The sequence below is a fragment of the Rufibacter ruber genome (assembly GCF_001647275.1).
Classification (GTDB): domain Bacteria; phylum Bacteroidota; class Bacteroidia; order Cytophagales; family Hymenobacteraceae; genus Nibribacter; species Nibribacter ruber_C.
This window is the reverse complement of record NZ_LRMM01000015.1, coordinates 61,002-83,923: the sequence shown is the minus strand read 5'-3', so window position 1 is coordinate 83,923 and position 22,922 is coordinate 61,002. Positions and strand designations below refer to the sequence as shown.

The 22,922-nt window shown below is 50.6% G+C and carries 19 protein-coding genes, 1 other RNA gene and 2 pseudogenes; 7 read left to right on the top strand and 15 right to left on the bottom strand.

Going from position 1 to position 22,922, the window contains the following annotated elements:
- Positions 1 to 84 precede the first annotated feature (84 nt).
- Entirely contained in the window at positions 85 to 447 is a 363-nt protein-coding gene (locus tag A8O25_RS08255) for a hypothetical protein (protein WP_066833403.1), read from the top strand.
- 503 nt (positions 448 to 950) lie between these two features.
- On the opposite strand, the gene A8O25_RS08250 is transcribed toward A8O25_RS08255, so the two are convergent.
- Entirely contained in the window at positions 951 to 1,559 is a 609-nt protein-coding gene (locus A8O25_RS08250) for a C40 family peptidase (protein ID WP_066833444.1), read from the bottom strand.
- 125 nt (positions 1,560 to 1,684) lie between these two features.
- Between A8O25_RS08250 and A8O25_RS08245 the strand changes: the two genes are divergently transcribed.
- A complete protein-coding gene (locus A8O25_RS08245; RefSeq protein WP_066833400.1) occupies positions 1,685 to 3,490 on the top strand; it encodes a M61 family metallopeptidase in 1,806 nt (601 codons plus the stop codon).
- A gap of 464 nt (positions 3,491 to 3,954) precedes the next feature.
- Here A8O25_RS08245 and A8O25_RS08240 read toward each other — a convergent pair whose 3' ends face one another.
- From A8O25_RS08240 to A8O25_RS24335, 5 genes and pseudogenes are all read right to left on the bottom strand, one after another.
- Positions 3,955 to 5,901, bottom strand: a complete 1,947-nt coding sequence (locus A8O25_RS08240; protein WP_066833399.1) for a KUP/HAK/KT family potassium transporter — start codon at positions 5,899 to 5,901, stop codon at positions 3,955 to 3,957.
- 866 nt (positions 5,902 to 6,767) lie between these two features.
- Entirely contained in the window at positions 6,768 to 7,388 is a 621-nt protein-coding gene (locus A8O25_RS08230; RefSeq protein WP_066833393.1) for a BamJ family beta-barrel-assembly machinery protein, read from the bottom strand.
- Between the two features lie 104 nt (positions 7,389 to 7,492).
- Positions 7,493 to 7,621: a hypothetical protein gene (locus tag A8O25_RS24085; protein WP_277620009.1), complete on the bottom strand. Its 129-nt coding sequence runs from the start codon at positions 7,619 to 7,621 to the stop codon at positions 7,493 to 7,495.
- 568 nt (positions 7,622 to 8,189) lie between these two features.
- The gene (locus A8O25_RS08225) at positions 8,190 to 10,991 is read right to left on the bottom strand and encodes a methylmalonyl-CoA mutase family protein (protein WP_420911789.1); all 2,802 of its coding nucleotides are present in this window, start codon (positions 10,989 to 10,991) and stop codon (positions 8,190 to 8,192) included.
- 94 nt (positions 10,992 to 11,085) lie between these two features.
- Positions 11,086 to 11,629: pseudogene (locus tag A8O25_RS24335) on the bottom strand (cobalamin B12-binding domain-containing protein); the annotation flags it as partial.
- 513 nt (positions 11,630 to 12,142) lie between these two features.
- Between A8O25_RS24335 and A8O25_RS08220 the strand changes: the two are divergent.
- A complete protein-coding gene (locus tag A8O25_RS08220; RefSeq protein ID WP_066833391.1) occupies positions 12,143 to 12,769 on the top strand; it encodes a trimeric intracellular cation channel family protein in 627 nt (208 codons plus the stop codon).
- 327 nt (positions 12,770 to 13,096) lie between these two features.
- Positions 13,097 to 14,023: a DUF808 domain-containing protein gene (locus A8O25_RS08215; protein ID WP_066833388.1), complete on the top strand. Its 927-nt coding sequence runs from the start codon at positions 13,097 to 13,099 to the stop codon at positions 14,021 to 14,023.
- Positions 14,024 to 14,147: 124 nt separating this feature from the next.
- Here A8O25_RS08215 and A8O25_RS08210 read toward each other — a convergent pair whose 3' ends face one another.
- Entirely contained in the window at positions 14,148 to 15,053 is a 906-nt protein-coding gene (locus A8O25_RS08210) for an alpha/beta fold hydrolase (RefSeq protein ID WP_082893520.1), read from the bottom strand.
- Positions 15,054 to 15,128: 75 nt separating this feature from the next.
- Positions 15,129 to 15,710, bottom strand: a complete 582-nt coding sequence (locus A8O25_RS08205) for a Crp/Fnr family transcriptional regulator (protein WP_153042651.1) — start codon at positions 15,708 to 15,710, stop codon at positions 15,129 to 15,131.
- 376 nt (positions 15,711 to 16,086) lie between these two features.
- Between A8O25_RS08205 and A8O25_RS08200 the strand changes: the two genes are divergently transcribed.
- Both A8O25_RS08200 and A8O25_RS24080 read left to right on the top strand, forming a co-directional pair.
- Positions 16,087 to 16,791 (top strand): IS110 family transposase, encoded by a 705-nt coding sequence (locus A8O25_RS08200; RefSeq protein WP_066833382.1) that lies wholly within the window; start codon positions 16,087 to 16,089, stop codon positions 16,789 to 16,791.
- 12 nt (positions 16,792 to 16,803) lie between these two features.
- Positions 16,804 to 17,082: pseudogene (locus A8O25_RS24080) on the top strand (transposase); the annotation flags it as partial.
- Between the two features lie 96 nt (positions 17,083 to 17,178).
- Here A8O25_RS24080 and A8O25_RS08195 read toward each other — a convergent pair.
- From A8O25_RS08195 to A8O25_RS08165, 7 genes are all read right to left on the bottom strand, one after another.
- Positions 17,179 to 17,547 carry a hypothetical protein gene (locus A8O25_RS08195; RefSeq protein ID WP_066833379.1) on the bottom strand — a complete coding sequence of 123 codons (369 nt, stop codon included), beginning with the start codon at positions 17,545 to 17,547 and terminating at the stop codon, positions 17,179 to 17,181.
- 84 nt (positions 17,548 to 17,631) lie between these two features.
- Positions 17,632 to 18,090, bottom strand: coding sequence for a hypothetical protein (locus A8O25_RS22450; RefSeq protein ID WP_074987953.1), 459 nt, complete (start codon positions 18,088 to 18,090; stop codon positions 17,632 to 17,634).
- Positions 18,091 to 18,180: 90 nt separating this feature from the next.
- Positions 18,181 to 18,786 carry a hypothetical protein gene (locus A8O25_RS08185; RefSeq protein ID WP_066833374.1) on the bottom strand — a complete coding sequence of 202 codons (606 nt, stop codon included), beginning with the start codon at positions 18,784 to 18,786 and terminating at the stop codon, positions 18,181 to 18,183.
- 88 nt (positions 18,787 to 18,874) lie between these two features.
- Entirely contained in the window at positions 18,875 to 19,384 is a 510-nt protein-coding gene (locus A8O25_RS08180; RefSeq protein ID WP_066833372.1) for a hypothetical protein, read from the bottom strand.
- Between the two features lie 98 nt (positions 19,385 to 19,482).
- Positions 19,483 to 20,001 (bottom strand): hypothetical protein, encoded by a 519-nt coding sequence (locus A8O25_RS08175; protein ID WP_066833368.1) that lies wholly within the window; start codon positions 19,999 to 20,001, stop codon positions 19,483 to 19,485.
- Between the two features lie 308 nt (positions 20,002 to 20,309).
- Positions 20,310 to 20,764: RNase P RNA component class A (gene rnpB / locus A8O25_RS08170), an RNA gene on the bottom strand.
- A 91-nt stretch (positions 20,765 to 20,855) separates the two neighbouring features.
- Positions 20,856 to 21,815 (bottom strand): Smr/MutS family protein, encoded by a 960-nt coding sequence (locus tag A8O25_RS08165; RefSeq protein WP_066833364.1) that lies wholly within the window; start codon positions 21,813 to 21,815, stop codon positions 20,856 to 20,858.
- 309 nt (positions 21,816 to 22,124) lie between these two features.
- Between A8O25_RS08165 and A8O25_RS08160 the strand changes: the two genes are divergently transcribed.
- Positions 22,125 to 22,778, top strand: a complete 654-nt coding sequence (locus tag A8O25_RS08160) for an acetoacetate decarboxylase family protein (protein WP_153042649.1) — start codon at positions 22,125 to 22,127, stop codon at positions 22,776 to 22,778.
- Positions 22,779 to 22,922 lie beyond the last annotated feature (144 nt).

Genomic DNA, 22,922 nt, shown 5'->3' with positions numbered 1-22,922 from the left:
GAAATATAAGCAAATTAGAGACCAAAAACACACCTGGCGGAAAATAGCAGAAGAAATTTTATTTATACTTTAGAATAGAGCAAGATGCGCAGAACAGTACTTTGGGTGCAGGGGATCTTTTACATCCTCACGGGTATTTGGCCCCTGCTGCACATGCCTAGCTTTCTGGCCGTGACCGGGCCCAAGAACGAGGTGTGGCTGGTAGTGACGGTAGGTATTCTGGTCTTGGTGGTAGGGGCCACCTTCATTGCCTCTGCGCTGCAGAAGAGGGTGGAGAGAAGCGTGGGCCTGCTGGGTTTCTTTTGCGCAGCAGGCCTGGCGGCCATAGATATGCGGTACGCTTTTCATGATGTCATCCTGAACGTTTACCTCTTAGACGCGGCCGCCGAGGTGGTGTTAGCGGGCCTCTGGGGGTATATTTTCCTTACAGATAAATTAAGTGACTGAGATTGAGAAGGGTAATTTTTTACCCTAAACCTTTTGAACTTTCGGCACGTCTTTTACCTTTATAAATCAGAAGCGAGTGCTTCTGGCCCTTCTACGCAACCATAAGGTATTTGGAAGTCCAGATGGGTTAATGTTGGACTTAAAGAAAGGAGGTAAAAGTGTCTAATCCCAGTAAGAATGTATCAAGCCTAGCTCATGTGTCAACCGTTAACCGTGTTGAAGCTTGCTAAAAGACCTTGGTCTACTGGCGAATCCGGCATGAGGTAGCCAGGCGTGTGAGGGAGGCAGTTCCTTCCTGTGTCGCTTGATACCATTTCAAAGGATTCCGTACCCGGCTACTGCAATGGCCGGGTATTTTTTTGCCCTTTCCTGCACGGTAAAAGCGGGGAGTCCCTTTCAGGGTAGTGCTGTTTTTGGCCTGATTTCCAGAAAACAGGCCAAAAACACACTTTAGGCAGTTAGTCCCTATTTACTCCTGCCGGGAAGCGCGCCTCTCGCTCTGTTTATGGCAATACCCGCCGCACATCTAGAAACCGCTTCTGGTAAAGGGTGCCTTCCACTTCACTCACTTTTACGCCGCCGTTAGAGGAGGAGTGTACAAACTGAACGGCCTTGGGTGGGTTGGTGATGACAATGCCCACGTGCCCAGGGGTGCGGTCCTTCAGGTTGGTGCCGGTAAAAATGATCAGGTCCCCTTTTTTAGCCTGCTGCAACGGGACCGTATCGCCAATTTTTGATTGAAGGGTGGAGCCATGCGGAATGTCTACCTTGAACTCCCCAAAGACGTAGGTGATGAAGCCCGAACAGTCAAAGCCTTCTTCTGTCACCCCGCCGTACGTGTACTCCGCCCCGTACCGCTGCAGGGCGAACGCCACCAGGCTGTCGGCTTTGGTGGCATAGTCCCCATCCAGCACCCCCAGCTTGGCAGAGGACCCGCCTGCTGTTTTGGCGGTCACCTTCTCAGAAGCTGAGTCAGCATGAAACGCCCGGTCCCCCCCGTCCAGACTGGTACGCCGCACCGCCGGCCCCAGCACACTCCCTGCCCCAAAAATAGCTTTGTAAAGCACCAGCAGCAGGAGAACTACCCCAAATCCAATCCAAATCCTTTTCATAGGGTTTCTTTTATATTCCATACGTGAACAGGTGAAGGGGAGGTTGCCAACACCGGGCCAACTTTGGAAAAACCACTGTTTTGCCGTAATATTAAAGTTTTACAAATACTAACTAACCCTACATCATGCTACAAAAGAATTTAGCCAAGGTGGCTGGTTTGCTGGTGGTTCTGGCGTTTGCCATTGTCACCCAGGCCGCGGCGGCACCTTCTATCTCTTACAGGCTCTCTATGCCAGAGCCCCATACGCATTACTTTGAAGTAGAGATGAGCCTCTCTGGCTTTAAAGGCAAAACCCTTGACCTCACCATGCCGGTGTGGGCCCCCGGCTCTTACCTGGTGAGGGAGTTCGCTAAAAATGTAGAGGGCTTTGAGGCCTTTGCCGGCGGCAATAGGGTGGCCGCTGACAAAATTGACAAGAATACCTGGCGCATCGCCTCCGGCGGAAAAGACGTAACTGTGAAATACAGGGTCTACGCCTTTGAGGTAAGTGTGCGCACCAGTTTCATTGACGCCAGCCACGGGTATGTCAACGGGACCAGCGTGTTCATGTACCCGGAAGGGAACAAGAACCTGCCGTCTACCTTAACAGTGGTGCCTTTCAAAGGATGGAAAACCGTGTCTACCGGCCTGCCCAAGGTAGAGGGCCAGCCGTTTACGTACCGGGCCCCAGATTATGATGTCTTAGCAGATGCGCCCATTGAAATAGGAAACCACCAGGTGTTTTCCTTCAAAACCAACGGGGTGCTGCATGAGGTGGCCATGTACGGTGATGGCAATTATGACCCAAAACGGTTAATGGCAGACATGCAAAAGGTGACCGAAACCGCCGTAAAAGTTTTTGGCGAGCTGTCTGTGAACTATTACCTCTTCATTGTACAGAACCTGGAGCGCGGCGGCGGCGGGCTGGAACACCTGAACTCCACCACGTTACAAACCACGCGTACCACCTACGGCACAGAGCGGGGCTACAAAGGTTTCCTGAACCTGGTGGCGCATGAGTATTTCCACCTCTGGAATGTGAAACGCCTGCGGCCAATTGCCCTGGGGCCGTTTGATTACGACCAGGAGAACTACACCAACATGCTTTGGGTCTCTGAAGGCTTTACCAGCTATTATGCAGATTTGATCCTGCGCCGGGCTGGCTACACCTCAGATAGCGACTATTTAGAAAAACTTGCGGCTGGCATTACCAGCGTGGCCAACTCCCCGGGCAACAAAGCCATGTCTCCCGCTGAGTCCAGCTTCAACGCCTGGATCAAGCAGTACCGCCCAGACGAGAACTCCTACAACACCAACATTTCCTACTACACCTCTGGGGGTGTTTTAGGTTTGCTGCTGGACATGGAGATTCTGAAAGGGTCTAACGGCAAAAGCAGTTTAGATGATGCCATGCGGTACCTCTATGACCAGTACTACAAGAAAAAAGGCCGCGGTTTCACTGATAAAGAATTCCAGCAGGGCGTTGAGAAGTTTGCCGGCCATTCTCTGGAGAGCTTCTTCAGAGACTTTGTGTATAACACCAAAACCCCGGACTACAGCGCTTACCTCACCACGGTGGGCGTAACCTTAACAGATGTGAACAAAAACCAGAACGAACCGTTTCTGGGGGCCGGCATTTCTACGGCAACCGGCAAGCCGGTGGTGACCAGCGTCATCCGGAACGGAAGCGCCTGGCAGGGTGGTCTGAATGTCAATGACGAAATCATAGCCGTGAACGGCTACCGGTTGTCAGATGACCTGAACAAATCTATTCCGGCGTATGCGGTGGGAGATGTACTGGAGCTGGTGGTAAACCGCTCAGGCCAGATACTGGTTCTCCCCATCAAGCTGTTGAAAAACGAAACGGTGAAATACGCTGCCAGCCGCGTTCCAACCCCTACAGAAGCGCAGAAAGCAGCCAATGCCACTTGGCTGCATCTGCAGAAATAGACTTTTTAAGAAGCCTTGAAAAGGGAGCCCCTGGGCTCCCTTTTTTTTGTGCCTGCCCAGATCATCTAGTGTTCTTTCTGTTTTTGGGCTGTTTTGCCCAAAACAGCACCAAAACATAAAGGGGAGGTTCTATTCGCGATGAGTTTTCAGCAGGTATTGTCTTGATTGCGTCATGAGCCGTGGGGGCAGGGCAGAACACTCTGAGGAAAACCAATCTTAAAGTTAAACCTGCATTTCTGTTAGCAAGACCGAAGCCAGAAATTGCCCGCGCCGGTGGCACTCCGTTTAAATCAGTGCCGAGAATTGGCTGGTGGTGTTTTCGATTATCCCTCTGAAGGGGAAGGGGGGCTGGCATCTCTGTTTTCGGGCTGTTTTTGTGAAAACAGCGAAAACAGATTGTAACTCCTGTAAAAGAAAAGCGGGGCAAAAGCCAATGCTTTTGCCCCGCTTTTTCAAAGGAGGGTTTAAAGAATACGCTTCAGTTCAACCTCCCTGGCTGGTTTGATGATGAGCGGCACTTTTTCAACTTTAACAGAGCTGGTGTCTAGCCCAAACCACTTTCCTTCTGAGGCGGTGAACTGTTTTATGTTGAAGTACGACTGCATGATGGTGTTTTCCCAGAAGGGGAGGTCGTTTTCATAGCTCAGGAATTTCTCCAGTACCACAAACCTGAAGTCTCCTATCACATTCTGTTTGTTCAGGGAGCTGTAGCGGCTGGTAATGTCTACCTCGCCGTTCTGCACCAGGTCCTCCACCACTTTCCGGAAGAACAGGTTAATGCGCTGCTCCACCCGGAAACCCAGCCGGAAGTCAATGCGCACCACATCCTGCGCCGCCAGAACGTTTACCTTGTACTCCATGGTGTACGGCTCATCCATGGTGTTCACGTGCACGAACCAGTAAATGTCGGCCCGTTTGGGGCGTTTCTGAAAGATGGAGTAAATGATCTTTGATTCAATCTCAGAGGTTCTCTCGGCACTGGTCATGAACACCAGGTGCGTACTGTATTTGGGAATGGAGTCGTCTTCGCTCAGCTCCCGGAGCATGGGCACGTAGTCAGAAAGCCGAACGTACTCGGTAAGCCGGCGCTTGATGAAGAAGGCTTTGAGCCAGATGTACATGATGCTGATCAGCAGGAAGCCTATCACCAGAGACACCCATCCGCCGTGCGGGAATTTAATGAGGTTGGCCACCAGGAAAGACCCTTCAATGGCCAGGTACACCGCCAGGAACAGAAACACCCAGATGCGGGCGGTACGCTTGGCAATGAGATAATAGCTCAACAGGGTGGTGGTCATGAGCATGGTCATGGTAATGGCCAGGCCGTAAGCCGCCTCCATGTTCTCTGACTTCTCAAAATACAGCACCACACCAATACAACCAAACAGCAGGAGCCAGTTGATGCTGGGTACATACAGCTGCCCTTTCACGTTGGTAGGGTAGATGAGCCGCACCTTCGGCCACATGTTCAGCCTGATGGCCTCGCCAATCAGCGTAAAGGAACCTGTGATCAAGGCTTGGCTGGCTATGATGGCGGCAATGGTGGCAATGGCAATCCCGAAGATCAGGAACCAATCTGGCATTATGCCATAAAAAGGATTAGTGGTGGAGAGCAGTTTCAGTTCCTGCCCTTCAAACTGCATCAGCCACGCCCCCTGGCCAAAATAATTGAGCAGGAGACAGGCTTTCACAAACGCCCAGCTGATTCTGATGTTGCCTTTGCCGCAGTGCCCCAGGTCTGAATACAAGGCCTCTGCCCCGGTGGTACAGAGAAACACCGCCCCCAGCAGCCAAAAGCCCCCCGGGTAGTTGACCAGCAGATCATATGCGTAGTACGGGTTGAACGCCTTTAGCACCTCCGGGTGCTGCATGACAGATAACCCGCCCAGCACCGCCAGCATACTGAACCAGATGAACATCACCGGCCCGAAGGCTTTGCCCACAATCTGCGTTCCAAAACTCTGCATCAGGAACAGCAGCGTGAGAATGCTGATGACAATAGGCACCGTGGGGATGTGCGGGTAAAGGATCTCCAGCCCTTCCACCGCTGAAGAAACCGAGATGGGAGGGGTAATGATGCCATCTGCCAGCAGCGCGCTACCCCCTATAATGGCCGGGACCGTGAGCCATTTGGCATGCCGCCGCACCAGAGCGTATAACGAGAAGATCCCGCCTTCGCCCTTGTTGTCTGCCCGCAGGGTCAGGATCACGTACTTGATGGTGGTCTGGAGGGTAAGGGTCCAGACCACGCACGAGATACCTCCGTAGACCAACGTGGAGTTAATGGGGGAAGCCCCAATGATGGCTTTCATCACATACAAAGGAGACGTTCCTATGTCCCCGTAAATGATGCCTAGAGCAATGAGCAGACCGGCCCCCGAAACCCGGTGGGCGTGGCTAGTATTATTCATTTGGTATGTGTTTAATTCCCTCTTCCCGCAAAGCCATTCTTTAAATTGATTTGGTGCAGGTTAAGCTGATACCATTCCTTTTCCCGCACCTGGCCTGCCTAGACAAGCGGCGCCAAAATTAGCAGGTGGTTTAATAATATTTACGTTTTGCCTCCATTTAATTTAAACAGGTAGATTCCTGTGGTTGACCAGCACCGCCGCGCAGGTAACTTTCTGTAAGAGAAGGCGAGGTGAACCCGCCAGCCATGGGTATGAGAATACGCCCACCACAGCAGGGAAGAGCAAGGTCAGGGACTTAATTCAAGTCTGATGGGAAGTGAGGGAGGATGGTTTTTTAAATGCTGCCTCTTTCCTTTTTTGGGGGGCAGGAAGGAATTCCCGCTGTTTTTCGCTGTTTTAAGAAAAACAGGCCGAAAACAGAACTGTTGTTTCAAGCGTTCTTTTTTGTGGCCGCTTCCGGAAAGGAACGTCACAGGCAAGGGAGCTTGGGACAGTTATGGGCAGACCATGGCCTGTTGAAGCAGTAAGACGTGTAAAATTCCTGCGCCCGCGCACTTCTTTTTTCGGGCTGGCGCCAGCCAACCTTTGTTTCTGTTTTGGAGCCGTTTTCACAAAAACAGGCCGAAAACAGTCATAATCCCTCTATTGTGAAGCACGGTTAACATGCTCATTGTGGTTGCACCACCTGAGCACCAATTCTGAATGTAAGCTTTGCCGGCTGATACTGCGGTGGAACCGTTTTTTTGGGAAATGCGCCTTGCCAGATGAGGGGCGGCTTGCCGCTATGGAGAAGGGACAAAAGCCTTTAGTGGGGAAGGGGTAAAAAAGAAGAAGACCTGCTTTGCAACAGGTCTTCTTTGTAGCTATTAATGAACCTGCAACAGTTCCACATCAAAGATAAGGGTAGCATTGGGCCCAATGTCAGCACCGGCTCCGCGCGCGCCATATGCCAGGTTGCTGGGAATGTACAGACGCCACTTGTCGCCCTCTTTCATGAGTTGCAGGGCTTCGGTCCAGCCGGCAATTACCCCGTTTACCGGGAAGGTGGCGGGTTCACCGCGCTCATAGGAAGAGTCAAACACGGTGCCGTCAATCAGGGTGCCATGGTAATGGGTGGTCACGTTTGAGCTTCCGGACGGGGTCTTGCCTGATCCAGACGCCAGCACCTGGTACTGAAGGCCGCTCGGTAAGGTGTTCACGCCCTCTTTGCCCTTGTTCTCCTGCAGAAAAGCTTCCCCCTCTTTTTTATTCTGCTCACCGGCCGCCCCGGCGTTTGCCTGCTGCTTCTCCTGCATCTGGAGCTGCAACTGCATCATAGAAGACTGTACCTCTTCCTGGCTAAGCTTTGAGGGGGTACCTGCAAGGGCTTCCTTCAAGCCAAAAAGGAGAGACTCCGGCTCAATGTCAATGCCTTGTTTTTTGAAGTTAGCGGCCATGTCACGGCCAATAATGTAGCTGATTTTCTGTGAAAGGTCTTTTAATTCCATAGTGTTTATTTTGGGTAAAGGTACGGCGCTCAGCTGAAATAGATGAGCAAAAAAAGTAAAACCCCGCCAGGGCGGGGTTCAGAGGTTCAAAGCTTATACAGGGTTTAGAGATACAGGTGGGTTTCTTCGTCTGAGAGGTCAATAGACAAATCTGGAGTAGAAAGCCAGGTTGAGGCCAAGATGCCCAAAGCGCCTATAACTAAGAGGGACGAGAGTGTAGAAATTGTTTTCATGGCCTGCAGCTATTTTTGGTTTATACTATAAACGTAAAATAATGCAAATGAGTTTACTCCAGTGTGTTCTCCAGGTTATGCTTTAGTTAAGGTTATATCTTTTGCCTGTTAAACAGCCCGCTATGAAGGAGTTATGTTCTGTTGGGCAGACTCAACCTTAGGCGGAAATTCTCTGTTAAACCCATAACGGCAGATGTAAATTATCTAAATCACTACTTCCTGTTCATTGCCAATCCACTTTATTCTTACCCCTGGTTAGGAACGGCCAGGACGGGGATTCAGCTGCTAAATATGTCCTGGCAATGGCCACCATGTTCAGTGGGATGCCCTATCTCAAAGCGGACAACAGATATTAAATTTTCCTCCCGAAAGGATTGTAAACACCAGCCGGTTTCAGTGGTTCTTCAATTTTGTGTCTCCATTGCACAAAGCTGACAGAAACCTGCCGTTGCATTATGTGAGCGATATACCTGAAATGCCCCCAAACCCTCATAAAAAAAGGAGCCGACGTTTATCGGCTCCTTTTCTGAAAACAGGTTAAAAACAGCGTTGGCTCTGGCCAAAGGTTTTACATGTTCCGGCGGTATTGTCCGCCTACGGCAAACAGGGCATTGGTGATCTGGCCCAGAGAGCAGTATTTAGACACTTCCATGAGTGCGTCAAAGATGTTACCGTTCTGGATAGCCACCTCCTGCAGTTGCTTAAGCATTGCCGGGGCTTTGTCAGCGTGCCGGGCGTGCAGTTCCTGCAGCATGGAAATCTGGTACTGCTTCTCCTCCTCAGTAGCCCTGATTACTTCAGAAGGAATAACGGTAGGGGAGCCCTGGCTGCTCAGGAAGGTGTTCACCCCAATGATGGGGTACTCGCCGGTATGCTTGAGGGTCTCATAGTACAAGCTTTCCTCCTGAATCTTACCGCGCTGGTACATGGTTTCCATGGCGCCCAACACGCCGCCGCGCTCGGTGATGCGGTCAAACTCCAGCAATACTGCCTCTTCTACCAGGTCGGTCAGTTCTTCAATGATGAAGGAACCTTGCAGCGGGTTCTCGTTTTTGGCTAAGCCCAACTCGCGGTTAATAATAAGCTGAATGGCCATTGCCCGGCGTACCGATGCTTCAGTAGGGGTTGTAATAGCCTCGTCATATGCGTTGGTATGCAGGGAGTTACAGTTGTCATAAATCGCGTACAGCGCCTGCAGCGTGGTTCTGATGTCATTGAAGTCAATCTCCTGCGCGTGCAAAGAGCGGCCCGAGGTCTGGATATGGTACTTCAACATCTGCGAGCGGGCGTTGGCGCCGTATTTCAGCTTCATGGCCTTCGCCCAAATTCTGCGGGCTACTCGCCCGATGACCGCATATTCAGGGTCAATGCCGTTGGAGAAGAAGAAGCTCAGGTTGGGCGCAAAGGCGTTGATGTCCATGCCGCGGCTCACGTAGTACTCCACAAAGGTAAAGCCGTTGGCCAGCGTAAACGCCAATTGGGAAATAGGGTTGGCGCCCGCCTCGGCTATGTGGTAGCCTGAAATAGAAACCGAGTAGAAATTGCGTACGTTGTGGTCAATGAAATACTGCTGTACGTCACCCATCAACCGCAGCGCAAACTCGGTGCTGAAGATACAGGTGTTCTGCGCCTGGTCTTCCTTCAGGATATCGGCCTGCACGGTACCGCGTACCGAGGCCAAGGTGCGTTCTTTGATTTGGGCATACACCTCGGCGGGCAACACCTGGTCGCCGGTCACACCTAAGAGCATCAGGCCCAGGCCATCATTCCCTTCGGGCAGGTCACCTTGGTAGCGGGGGTGTTTCTGGCCTGTTTTCTGGAAAATAGCCTCAATCTGGGCTTCCACTTCAGCCTCCAGACCGTTCTCTTTGATGTAGAGTTCGCACTGCTGGTCAATGGCGGCGTTCATGAAAAAGCCGGTCAACATGGCGGCCGGACCGTTGATGGTCATAGACACCGATGTCATGGGGTGCGCCAGGTTGAAACCGGAATACAGTTTCTTGGCATCATCAAGGCAGGCAATGCTCACGCCGGAGTTTCCTATCTTCCCATAAATGTCTGGGCGCAAATCCGGGTCTTCGCCGTACAGGGTCACGGAGTCAAAGGCGGTGGAGAGGCGCTTGGCCGGCAAGCCTTTGCTCACATAGTGGAAACGGCGGTTGGTACGCTCCGGCCCGCCTTCGCCCGCGAACATACGGGTAGGGTCTTCGCCTTCACGCTTGAACGGGAACACGCCCGCGGTGTACGGGAACTCGCCCGGCACGTTCTCCTGCAGGTTCCACTTCAATAAATCGCCCCAGGCCTCATAACGCGGGGTGGCTACTTTGGGGATTTCCAGGTGGGAGAGGCTGGTGGTGTGGGTTTTCACCTTGAGCACCTTATCGCGCACCTTGAATTCGTAGAATTCGTTTTTGTAACTCTGCCGCTTCTCAGGCCATTGCTCCAGCAGCTTCTTGTTCTGGCCGTCCAGCTTTAAAGCAGTTTCTTCATAGGCGTACTCCAACCCTTTGATCAAGCGGTCTTTATCTTCTACCTCAATGGCCTGGATGGCTTCAATAGACTGCCGGATGCCGTACAGTTTCTGCGCCACGGCGGCCTGATCCTGCACCCATTTGTCATAGCTGCGGTTGTTCTCGGCAATCTCAGAAAGGTAGCGGGTGCGGCTGGGCGGAATGATGTACACTTTCTCAGACATCTCGCCGGTGGCCTGCATCTGAGAGTCAAACGTGATGCCGGTCTTCTCAGAAATCTTCGCCATCACGGCTTTGTACAGGCGGTTCATGCCGGGGTCGTTGAACTGCGAGGCGATGGTGCCGAACACCGGAATTTCCTCATCAGACACGTCCCAGAGCTGGTGGTTGCGCTTGTATTGTTTCTTCACGTCGCGCAGCGCATCCAGGGCCCCGCGCTTGTCAAACTTGTTCAGCGCAATGATATCGGCAAAATCCAGCATGTCAATTTTCTCCAGCTGGGTAGCGGCGCCATACTCGGGCGTCATCACGTACAGGCTGGCGTCTGAATGCTCAATTATCTCGGTGTCTGACTGGCCAATGCCCGAGGTCTCCAGGATAATCAGATCAAAGTGGGCGGCTTTTACAATGTCCACGGCGTCTTGCACGTAGCGGCTCAGGGCAAGATTGCTCTGGCGCGTGGCCAGCGAGCGCATGTACACCCGGCTGTTGCTGATGGCGTTCATGCGTATTCTATCGCCCAACAGGGCGCCGCCCGTTTTGCGCTTAGACGGGTCCACTGAAATAATGGCGATGGTCTTGTCCTGAAAATCCATCAGGAAACGGCGCACCAGCTCATCTACCAGAGAAGATTTTCCGGCCCCGCCGGTACCCGTAATGCCCAGCACGGGGGTGGTCACCTCACCCCCAGGCCCCCTCTCCCGCGGAGAGGGGGTGTTTTTATCTCCCTCTCCGCGGGAGAGGGCTGGGGTGAGGTCTTTTTTACCTTCGCAAATTCCTCCGGGAAATTCTCGGCGGCAGAGATAAGGCGGGCAATGGATTTGATGTCTTTTTCTTTCAGGTGCTTCACCTCGCCGTTCAGGTTCTGGCCGGTAGGGAAGTCGCATTTCTCCAGCATGTCGTTGATCATGCCCTGCAGGCCCATGGCGCGTCCGTCGTCTGGGGAGTAGATGCGCGCGATGCCGTAGCCGTGCAGTTCTTCAATCTCAGTGGGCAGAATCACGCCGCCACCGCCGCCAAAGATCCGTACGTGGCCGCAGCCCCGCTCCTGCAGCAGGTCATACATGTATTTGAAGTACTCCAGGTGGCCGCCCTGGTAGCTGGTGATGGCAATGGCCTGGGCGTCTTCCTGAATGGCGCAGTCCACAATCTCCTGCACTGAGCGGTTGTGGCCCAGGTGAATGACCTCGGCCCCCGATGCCTGGATGATGCGGCGCATGATGTTGATAGACGCGTCATGGCCGTCAAACAGAGAGGCGGCCGTTACAATTCGGATATGGTTGACCGGTTTATAAGGTTGTACAGTGGTAACTGACATTTGTTAGGTTGCTAGTGATTGGTATGCGAAAGTACGAATTTTAAGATAGAATGGAACGGGCTGGCAAAAGTCACCCGTCCTGTTTCTGGCCTACTTTTCTGAAAACAGCCAAAAAACGCTATTTGTTCAGTTGGTCAATTGCTTACCGTATTCCTCTACTCACAAGCAACAAAACTGACAGCAGAAAAGGGAAGAGGTGACGCCATGGAAAAAGCCTGCGGCAGAAGAAGGTGCTATTGATTAGGGTTCACCATTGGCAATAGGAGGCCCCACCCCTTTTCTGTTTTAGGCCTGTTTTCAGAAAAACAGGCTAACAGAAAAGGGGTGGGGCCGCTGCAGGCACGGAAGAAACGATCACGTGATCACAGTAAGAAAAGGCTCGTTTGCTCCCGCAAAAGGGGGATAAAATGCCTGTTCCTGTTTGCGTCATCTGTTTGTAGGGGCAGTACAAATTTCAGCAGCCTTTAGATTTTCTGCCGCTTATGCCGTAGTTTCATCTTTCACTTGCCGCCTATGCCAGACTTGCCCTCCTTTGCGCTTATTCCTGTTATTGATGTAGTGGGAACGTTTGTGTTCGCCATCAGCGGCACACTTACCGCCGCAGATAAAAAACTGGACCCGTTTGGCGCGAGTGTGATTGCGTTTGTGACGGCGCTGGGCGGAGGTACTTTGCGGGACCTTCTGCTCAACCTGCAGCCCATCTGGATGCAGGAAGAGAGGTTTCTGGTAACCGTTTTTGTGTCAGTGCTGGTCACCCTGGTTTTCAGGAGAGACATTGGCCGATTCAGGCGCACCATGTTTTTGTTTGACACCGTGGGAATTGCCCTCTTTACGGTGTTGGGAATGGAGAAAGCCCTCCGGCTGGGTGTGCCCCCGCTGATAGCCCTGGTGATGGGGGTGGTAAGCGCTGTTTTTGGCGGGGTGGTGCGGGATATTCTCTGCAATGAGATCCCGCTTATTTTCCGGAGGGAAATCTACGCCACGGCGTGTCTGGCGGGCGGGGTGACGTACCTGCTCATGCGCCTGGCTCCCGTTCCCGCCGAAGTCCCCTTCGGCGTAGCCGTGGGCATTATCATCCTGATCAGGGTTTTGGCGGTGCGGCTAAAGTGGGCCTTCCCGAATCTGAGCGCCGGGGAATAGTCTGTTTTAGGCCTGTTTTTGCGAAAACAGGCCTAAAACAGAGAAGCGTTTATGGTGGTGACCCTCTGCCAACTTATTCCGGCAGGGGCCGTTTCTAGCTTGGTGTAAATCACAGTTATTCACCCCCAGGCCTGTCTGCTGCAGAAATGTTGGCCATTGCCTATGATTCTGGCGCGGTTGCTTTATCTTTAGGCGGTCAATTCTGTAAAAAAGAGTCTGCTTGCCGGAAGCTGAGGAAGAGAGGCGAAGACGGGCTTGCACAAAAAAATAAAGATTTGTCCCAGGACTGAAAGAAGAATTTAATTCCCCATAAACAACTATAACCTAATGGCCTCAGGTCTTCTCGCTCTTTTAGATGATGTGGCGGCGCTGGTGAAAGTCAGTGCGGCAAGTTTAGATGATGTACCCACGCAGGTAGCCAAAACCACCGGCAAAGTGTCTGGCATTGTGATTGATGACACCGCTGTCACGCCTAAGTACGTGGTAGGGCTGGACCCTTCGCGGGAGCTTTCCATCATCTGGCAGATTGCCAAGAAATCTTTTATCAACAAGGTTATTTTTCTGGGGCCGGCGGCTTTGCTTCTGGGATTCTTCGCCCCGTGGGCCATTACCCCCATCTTGATGCTGGGGGGCGCCTTTCTTTGCTTTGAAGGCTATGAGAAGGTGCACGGCATGTTCAGCCCCCATGCGGCGGAGGAGGCGCAGGCGGCCGGTGACGTGCAGGTCATCACCCCTGAGGAACTGGAAAAGGAGCGCGTGACCAGCGCCATCAGAACAGACTTTATCTTGTCGGCTGAGATTGTAGCCATCACCTATTCTACCGTAGCCGACCAGCCGTTGCTCAACCAGATTGCTGTGATGTTGGCCGTGGCCATTTTCATTACCGCCGCCGTGTACGGTTTTGTGGGGCTCATTGTAAAAGCAGATGACATAGGCTTGCACATGGCCAAGAAGAACAATGCCTCAACCCAAAAGATGGGCCGCGGCATTGTCAAGTTCATGCCCAGCTTCCTTAAGATCTTAGGGTATGTGGGGACGGCCGCCATGCTCTGGGTAGGGGCTGAAATTGTGATTCACGGAATTCCTTACCTGCACCATCACCTGGAGAACCTGGAGCACTCCCTGGCCCAAATTCCGGTTCTGGCCTGGTTGGCCAAGGTGGTAGCCTGTGCTGTCTTTGGCATTGCGCTGGGGTTTATGATTGAGAAAGTAATAGGGATGGCGAAAGGCTTGTTCAAGTCAAACAACCGGTAAACCTATAACTGCTACTAAGCTTCATTACGGTAAAAAAAGCCCTCCTGAGGGTTCTTCCTATGTTTTAACCAAGCAGGAAAGGACCCTCAGGAGGACTTTTTTTTAAGCAGATGCTGCCCGGTGCCTATAACCGGTAATGCTGTTCCAAAGCTGCCTTATAAGCCGAAGGGTTGTGCAGCCACGGTATATGCCCACTGTTCTTGATGGTGACGGTCTTAGCGGTAGGGTACCGGTTCAGGACAAAGTTTTTACTTGCATTGTAAATGTCCTGATCCCCGTAAATAATGGTAATCTGAAAGCCTGGGTTTTCTTGTCTGGCAAGTATAGGGTATTTGACAATCTGTGGCCGCGTTTTATTGATGGGTTCGGCCCTGAGGTAATCAAAATCAATCTCCAGGCCGTCCGTCTGAATGAAACCATCATTGTAGTTTTTCATCACCTGGGTGAAGAGCCGCTTATAAGCCCTGTCGCTCCCCAGTGCCCCCCATACGTTGTTCCAACCCATTTTTGCCCACTGCCAGTGGGTGCATTTTGCCCTGTTCAGCTGCATGACCTCCTTTTCAGTCTGCTGCCATTCTGTATTGGTGCCTGACCCGGGACAGCACAAGAACAGGCTCACAAGCCTTTCGGGGAATTGATTGGCATAAATCTGGGCATAAAGCCCGCCCCAGGAGTGGCCCCACAGGTGAAATTTGTCTAGCTGGTAGTATTTTCTGATGGCTTCTATGTCACTGAGATAGGCTGGCATAGAATAATCTTTGCTTATGCAGGGAGATTTTTTAGTGCCTCTCTGGTGAAAGGTAATTACCTGATAGTTGTCTTTCAGGGTTTGCACTACCTCTACCAGGTCACTGGGAAACCCCGGGCCCCCATGCAGGAGAAGAACAGTTTCTTTCCCGGGGTTAGGGTAAAGGGTGGTAAATAATTTATCGCCTTTGTTATCAAGCACGCTGGTTTCCTGCGCCATACCAGCCTGTACAGTTGCGGTGAAAGAAACCAGCACGGCTAACCTGAAGAATGTATGTCTCATGCCTCAACCTGTTTTTATGGTGAATGAGGCAAAAGTGGACTAAAATACCGCCCCCTCTGTTATCATTTGATAAAATCATTCTTCAAGGGCAAGTTCTTTTCTCAGCCGGCTGAAAGAGACATGGGTGATCCCCAGATAGGAGGCAATGATGTGATGGGGGATCAGGTTTTCCAGCAAGGGGTATCTTCTCCGGAGGGCCAGAAGCCTTTCTTTGGCGCTGAAGGACCGGAAGGTCACTTCCTGCTGGATGCTCTGGACAAGTTCCTGTTCTATCACCCGCTGCCCAAAGTCCCTGAACTCGGACAGGCTGCTTCTTAACCTGTCCAGTTCAGCCACGGGTATGGCTGCCAGCACCACCTCCGTTAGTGACTGCAAACTGAACATGCTTTTCCCCTGGCTTGTCCTGGCAAAATGGGGGGTGATCACCGCGGGTGCCACATAGAGGCCAGTGGTAACCATTTCTCCCGAATCAGTAAAAGTGTACCGGTGGGAAATACCGGACAAGAGCAGGTATTCAAAGGTGTTTTTCTTACCCTCTGCAAAAATCTCCTGGTTCTTAGGGAACTCTAGCACCTGCGCATGGTTCACAAACTGTTGTCTGGATAAGGAGGAAACAAAACCGAAGCCAGTCAGGATTTCATCAAAGTGATTTATCATCTTCTCACAAATGAACTGGTTTTCTGCCATACGGGGGGCTATGGCGGCATGAGGGGCTGAAAGTAAAGATTCACCTCCACCTGCCTGGCAAATTTAAACCAAAGTTCGGGTATTGGGGAGAAGGGGAGTAGAGGCGCTCGCCGAGGAAACCCAGCTGCCGTTTACACCTTTATATTTGCTATACCTGTACGAGTACAATTTCCTAACTTGGGAAAAGGGAGAGGAGAACTACACGTTTACATAGGATTCTATTCCCCTACATTGTGTTAGTCCTCTCCCTGTTCCCTTCGGTTGAACCTTGACCAGATAGAACACCAGGCTCTCATGCCTCATATAGGTGGCAGTTGTTCAACCTTCTTTTAACCAAGAGAAAGATATGGAGAAAAACCTTTCCGTTGGCATTGACGTCAGCAAACTTGTGCTGGATGCCACCGTGCTTTTCCCTAATGGTGACCACGCCCACCAACAATTCAAGAACAACAAGGTGGGCTTCGGCCAGCTGCTCAGGTGGGTAGGGAAGTTTAACGCGTATGCGACCTGTGGGGCGGTGTTCGGGTTTGAGGACACGGGCGTCTACTCCGTCGGCCTGGGCAGGTTCCTCTCCGAGCTGAAGCTTAAGTATGTCTCGGAGAACGCCTGCCGCATCAGGCGCTCAATGGGCACCGTGCGGGGCAAGGACGATAAGGCTGATTCGCTGCTGATAGCCCGTTACCTGAAAAGGAACCTGGAGGAGCTGAGCTTCAACGGGGCGGCCCCCGACCTGCTGCTGGAGTTGCGCCAGCTCTTCTCCCAGCGCGAGCTGCTGCTGAAGGAGAAATCGGCCCACAAGGCGCGCATCAGGGAGCTGAAAGTGTTGGGACGCTGCCTGGACGTGAGGTTTCCCCTGAGAATCGAGAAGGAGATGGTCTGCCTTCTGGACAGGAAGCTGAAGGAGGTGCAGGCGGAGATAAACCGCCTGATAGAGGCCCAGAGGGAGCTGAGGGAGAAGAAGGGGCTCCTGTGCTCAGTGCCGGGCGTGGGCGAGCAGACGGCGACCCAGATGCTCATCCTCACCAGGGGCTTCACCCGGTTCCCCTCCTGACGCAAGTTCTCCTGCTACGCCGGGCTCGCGCCGTTCAAGAACTCCTCCGGCTCCAGCGTCAGGGGGAGGACGAAGGTCTCAAAGATCGCCAACAAGAAGATAAAGGACCTCTTGACCATGGGCGCTCTGGCCAGCATCAAGGCCGGCAACGAGTACCGCAAGTACTATGAGAGGAAGACGGGCGAGGGCAAGCACCCCATGGCCGTGCTCAACGCCATCAAGAACAAGATCGTCAGCCGCATGTTCGCCGTCATCGAGCGCAACACGCCCTACGTGTGCCTGCAGACGTAATGCGTATGCCTACAAATCCATGAAGTAGGTTGGGAGAAGTTCTTGGGAAATTTATGCGCTTTTACTTGCTTTGACCATAGAACACAATGTTAGGGGTTAGTTGTTTTTCATTTTTCTAGTCATTCTTGCTTTTAAAGCTCTTTGATTCAACCCCGATTTAAAAGTAAGTTCTAAGAAGTCGTTCATTAACGAATCCATTCTTTTCATTTTCTCTTCTTTCTCAATCCAAACGTCCACTACAGAACCTGCACCACCAAGTAGTTCTGCAGAAATCACTTTCTGCTCAAATAATTCGGGGTCTTCTTTTTGAACAGCGAACAAGATTTCTTTTATCCTGTCCGCCTGAATTGTATATGCTGAGTCGCGAAGGATTTCATAGATTTCTGTCAACAGGTGGTTGAACTTCTCCTCACTTTCTTCGGTGAATTCAATTTTAGAAGTTCTCTTATCAAATAGTCCGAACATTTATATTTTTAATTAACCCCAACGTCTAGTGCATGAGGCGTGCAAGGCCGTCGGCCGTAGCATGACTTATGCACCTTGTTAGCATTAGGTTTTCTTCTTCTTTATTTTTTTAAACGCCCTCAACCTATCTTTTTGATCTGTTGAGAAATTCATTGAGCATATGTCAGTTGTGTACTCACCCTTTTTATTGATGTACCCAAAAATTATATATGTATCTCCTATTTTGAAATATTGGCTGCAATTCAACCAGCTTGGAGTAATTTCAATTTTATCAGTCTTTATTTCTCCTTTGTAGGCTTTTTTTACATTTATTACTACGTTATAGCCACCTTTCCGCCAATAAGGTCCTGGTTCCATAAAGTAGTTTCCTTTTGTCAAGCTGTCTCTAACAAGCTCCACCTTTGCCGATATTACAAAGTCCGAAGAATTATAGCGCTCTTGAGTAGCTGCTTGAAGAGATGTTGTATAAATCCCGCATTTACACGCAATAGAATCTGTCGCTATTACTACAATTAGATAAGTTAAAAGAATTAGTTTCTTCATATTATAACTTACTGCCAACGGACTAGTATAAACGACGGCGAGGCCGTCGGCCGAAGCTGGCGTTTATACAGTGTTGGCAAGAGTTTTTCTTTATTTTTTAAACAAATCTTCAAATAAGTTACAAGCTTTTACAAACTCTTTATCACCATGAAGGTCAGGACTCCATCTTATCACAAAATGATACTTGTCATCATCTAGACCTTCCAATATCCATTCCTCCCCGTCGAGACCTCGCTCACCGTGAGTGTTTAAATGCCAGAAAGCTATTGATTGTATTCTTGCCTCTAATGCGCTCCAATTTTCTTTGCTCAATAACTTCTTTTCATCAGCAATCAAATTTCCAGGCAAGTCCTTTGTGCGTTTAACAATCGATACATTTGAATCCGTCTTTTCTATCCTGTAGGAGGTTGATTCACCCCATGTCCCGATTTTGGTAAATCTGAAAACATTAAAGTCTCTACCGGTATGTTTATACAAGACAGGTTCTTTCAGTCTGACCATATTTTCTGAATACCATTTGTTCATAAAAGTAATCAGTTTGTCATTTTCTTGACCTTCAACACTATCTGGTTTCAATGGGAAATATAAGTCCCCTTCGTTAATAGCTTCATAGTGCGATGTAGAAGAGTGGATATACGAAGAGTTGCAACCAACAAAGATGGTGAGCAGAAAACTTATTTGTAATACCTTTTTCATATATCAAATTTTTGCCAATGGTCTCGTGTAAACGACGGGCAAGGCCGTCGGCCGATGGCTGACGTTTAGGTGTTGTTAGACAGCGTTTTTATTTCTTTCTTTTATAGACATGAAGTTTCATCATTGGATAATATGTGAGGCTTAGCGTTTCCTTTGAGACACCATTTAGTTCATAGTACATGGTGTCATTCTTATTAGACAAAACTATAAACTCTGCTTTCACCTCTGGGTCAACAAATTGAGGAAGTTTATCGGTGAGAGTATATGTGTATTTATTGTCCTGTGTCTCTTCTTCACCTTCATATCCTGAAACCCAGCTTGAGCCAGTTATATTTAAATAGGCTAGACTATCACTTTCATGCACCCATTTTCCTTGCAGTTCAGCGGCGGTACTTACCTGTTTATCCCTTTTTTCTTGTTTTTGGGAATTGTCCGATGATTCTTCTTCCTCTGGTAAGGACGCTTTCATCAAAGGAGATTTACTTGCCAAAGAATCCGTACCACTTATTGATATAGGAGCTTGATTGTTAGCTGCTTCAGGTTTAGCGCATGAATTTAGAAATGTTGAGAAAGTGGCTAAGATTATGAGTTTTTTCATTGATGATTTATTATAAATGCTGTCTAACGGTCTAGCATAAACGACGGGCGAGGCCGTCGGCCGAAGGCTGACGTTTATGCCTTGTTGTGCGTTCGTTTTTATTTCAGAGGTACAGGATAACTAAATCCGAGAGTTTTATCATTCCTTAAATCTTCATAGTCTTCTAAACTTTCTATATAGCCAGTAAAAACGCTCCTTTTACCAAAGCCAAAATACCATTCGTCAGTTTTAGTTAATAAATATTCTTTAAGGTACTCTTCTTCATGTTCTTTACCTGATAAAGAAGGACCTTGTGTAGTCCAAAATAATGTAAAATCTCCAAAAGAACTTTCAATATGAAATTGAGCATTCTCAAAATCAACATTCCTAAGAATATTCTCAATTTTAATAATAAAATTATTCCAGTCTGATAATTCAAATCCAAAATATTTATAGGTAGCAGCAAATCCAAAAATCATATTTTCATAATAGTATGGGATTTCATAATCTCCAAAACTAAACATACTTGTATTTATGAATGGGTATGAATCATCTTTACCTAAACTTTTTATATGATTGACGGATTCTTCATAATCTCGGTCGATTTTGATATAGCCGTACACAGATGTATATTCCATTGTAATTTATTTAATATTTTAAAATGCCGCACAACTCCCGTATAACCGTCATAATCACGTTTATCACCCCTATATACGTACCTAAACATACGGTTTACCCCCAGTTTTAGGCTGATAAACGTAATACACAGCCTAATATAGGATATATCTTTAACAAGATGAAGAGAATCAGATAAATAGGTAGTAGCCCTGCTGAAGTTGCCAGATTCAGGGCCACGAAAAAGAGAGGAATAAAATTCGTGTGCGGGGCTGCTAATGGCGAGGCAAAAGCCAGGCTAAAGAAGATTCTCCAGAATGGATAAATAAAAAAAATCGGCAAGCCTGTAAGCCGGGTTCTGTCCTCTGCCTTGGCGGCAGATGGCTTATCATTTATCTAGGCCCGCCCTCACGGAGGGGCTCCATCAACCTACCCACTGACATCGGACGAGCCGCCCTTAGCCACTCCCGGGGGAGTGACGCTGCCAGCCTATTTGGTCTTTCAACTCCTGAGGTTTACCCAGCCGGACTGGTCGCCCAGCCGCTGGTGCGCTCTTACCGCACCTTTTCACCCTTACCCATTTTTAATTAAGAATTTAAAATTGAGAATTAAGAATGATCCCTAATTCCCCATTCCTAATTAATTAGTGGGCGGTACTTTTCTGTGGCACTGGCTGTCACCTGGCCGTCGCCCGCCAGGTGCCTTCCCGTTAGGAAGCAGGATGCTCTGCGTTGCCCGGACTTTCCTCTCCGCCCCTAAGGGCGCAGCGATAAGCCGGCTTGCCGATTTTTTTACAAAGGTAACATTATAAATGGGGCAATCTGTTCCTATTTCCTTTGGGGCTGTTTTCATGAAAACAGCCCCAAAACGGAAACGGCTACTTCAGGACCACCCGGGTTGCCCCGTACCCGAACTTCTCTTTGCGGGCGTCTTCATAGAACTTGATGTGCGGGTGGCGGCTCAATAGCTTCTGGATTTCCTTTTTGAGTACGCCGTTGCCGGTGCCGTGAATAAAGATAATCTCGTGCATGTTGGCGGCCACGGCGCGGTCTAAATTGTCCTGAAAAGCGGCCAACTGCGTGCGCAGCAGCTCTGAATTACTTAGCTGCTTGGGGTCCTCATTGGGCAGCAGTTTCTCAATATGCAGGTCCACCTCATGATTGGGCACGGTGACTTTGATGTTATCGGCCGCGGCCGAAGATTCAATCAACTGCTCCTGTATTTGCCCGGGGTTCACCAATGAAGGCTTGGAGTCCAGCTGGAAAACGTAACCTTCCTTCTGCAGCACCGGCGCGGTTTTCTTGCTCTTGTAAAACGAGGAGGCCTTGAACTTCAGCTTGCGGGTCACAGGCTCCAGCAGGGTGTTGGCACCGGTCTTGTGCTGTAGGTATTGCACCACCAGGTCGGGCCATTTGTCAAAGTCGTTTAGGTGCAGGTGCGCCACCGGCTTGGTTTTTTTGGGCGGAAGCTTGTCATTGTGCTGGGCGCGGTAGCCTTTAGCGGTTTCCTCGCCGTAGGTGAACAGCAGGTCAAACTCAGAGTTGTTGACCAGGTGCACCGCTAGCAGTTCAGGCGTAGTATGCACCAGGGCCACGTAGATGCCCGCCACGGCGGTAGACGGCACCACCGGCGCGGCTTCTTTTTTCACCGGAGCCGGAGCCGGGGCGTTCCTGAAATGTTGGTCTTCTTCCTGCGCAATGACCACCACCTCGCGGCGCATCACCGGTATGGTGAAATCATTGTCAATGGCCACTTCTACCAGGTTGTTATCCAGAAAGCGGGTAATCACGCCTTGTTCTTTGCCGTGCATAAGGCGTACGCGGTCTCCTATGTTCATATCCAGTTTGGTTCAGTTTTGGGAAAAACAGGCCAGAAACAGCTTCGGCCGTTAGGCAAAGATACGGGAAATGCGGCTGGCGCGGGGAAGTTAATTGACACAGGTTTCCGCTGATCAGCCAGAGAATGCTGCCACAAGGGAGCAGCCTGTACCACAGCAGGAACGGTGTATTTTTTTGTTGGCCTGGCCGCACCCCGTCCTGTTTTGGGGCTGTTTTCCGGAAAACAGCCCCAAAACGCCCCGCTGCTTTTAGGGCAACTGCCGGTAGAGGATTCCGTTCTGAGGAAAAGCACCAACACATTCTGGCCTATGGCACCTGCTGGTATCGTTCCCGCCCCCTGGTTTCTCACGGGCCACGGCGCGGTTTTCCTGTACGCTTTCCCGAAGGCCTTTCTCCGGCAATTCGGATTTCTGGACCCAGACTTGTGCAGGCAGCACAAGCTGGGGCTGGGGGCGGTGATGGCGGTGAAGTATGACACCTCGGGGGTGGGGCCGTACCAGGAGCTGCTCTTTATCCCGGGTATTTTCCGCCGGGGCGGAAAACTCACCTTTGCCATCTCAAAAATTTACGTCTCCACCCACGCCAGCGCCGCCAGCGGAAGGGAGAACTGGGGCATACCCAAAGAGGTGGCCGACTTCCACTTCCGGAAGCAGGGAGACGGGACGCAGTTGTTTGACGTGAGCCGGGAGGGCCGTACTTTCTTCTCTGCTGAGGTTCACCCCAAAGGCTTTTCCTTTCCGGTTACCACCAAACTGCTTCCCCTGTTCCGGGTGGTGCAGGAACGGCGGGGGCGACTGCTCCTCACCCAGCCGCAGGCCTCCGGCCATGCCCACCTGGCCAACGTGCCGTATTTAGAGGCAGACGCGGCCTATTTCCCGCCTGTACAGCATTTAAAGCCGTTGGCTGTGCTGGCGGTGCAGGATTTTAAGATGGTGTTTCCGGTGGCGGAGGTGCTGCGGTGAAACATTGGCGCAGACGCTCGCAGGTCCTCCGGACGCTACGAGGTCTGTTGAGCAGGCGCAATTGCAGCGGCAAATGGATTAAACCCACCCCTGCCCCTCAGAGGAGGGGAGTTATCAGGAATGTGTGGGAGACAAGGCGGTGCC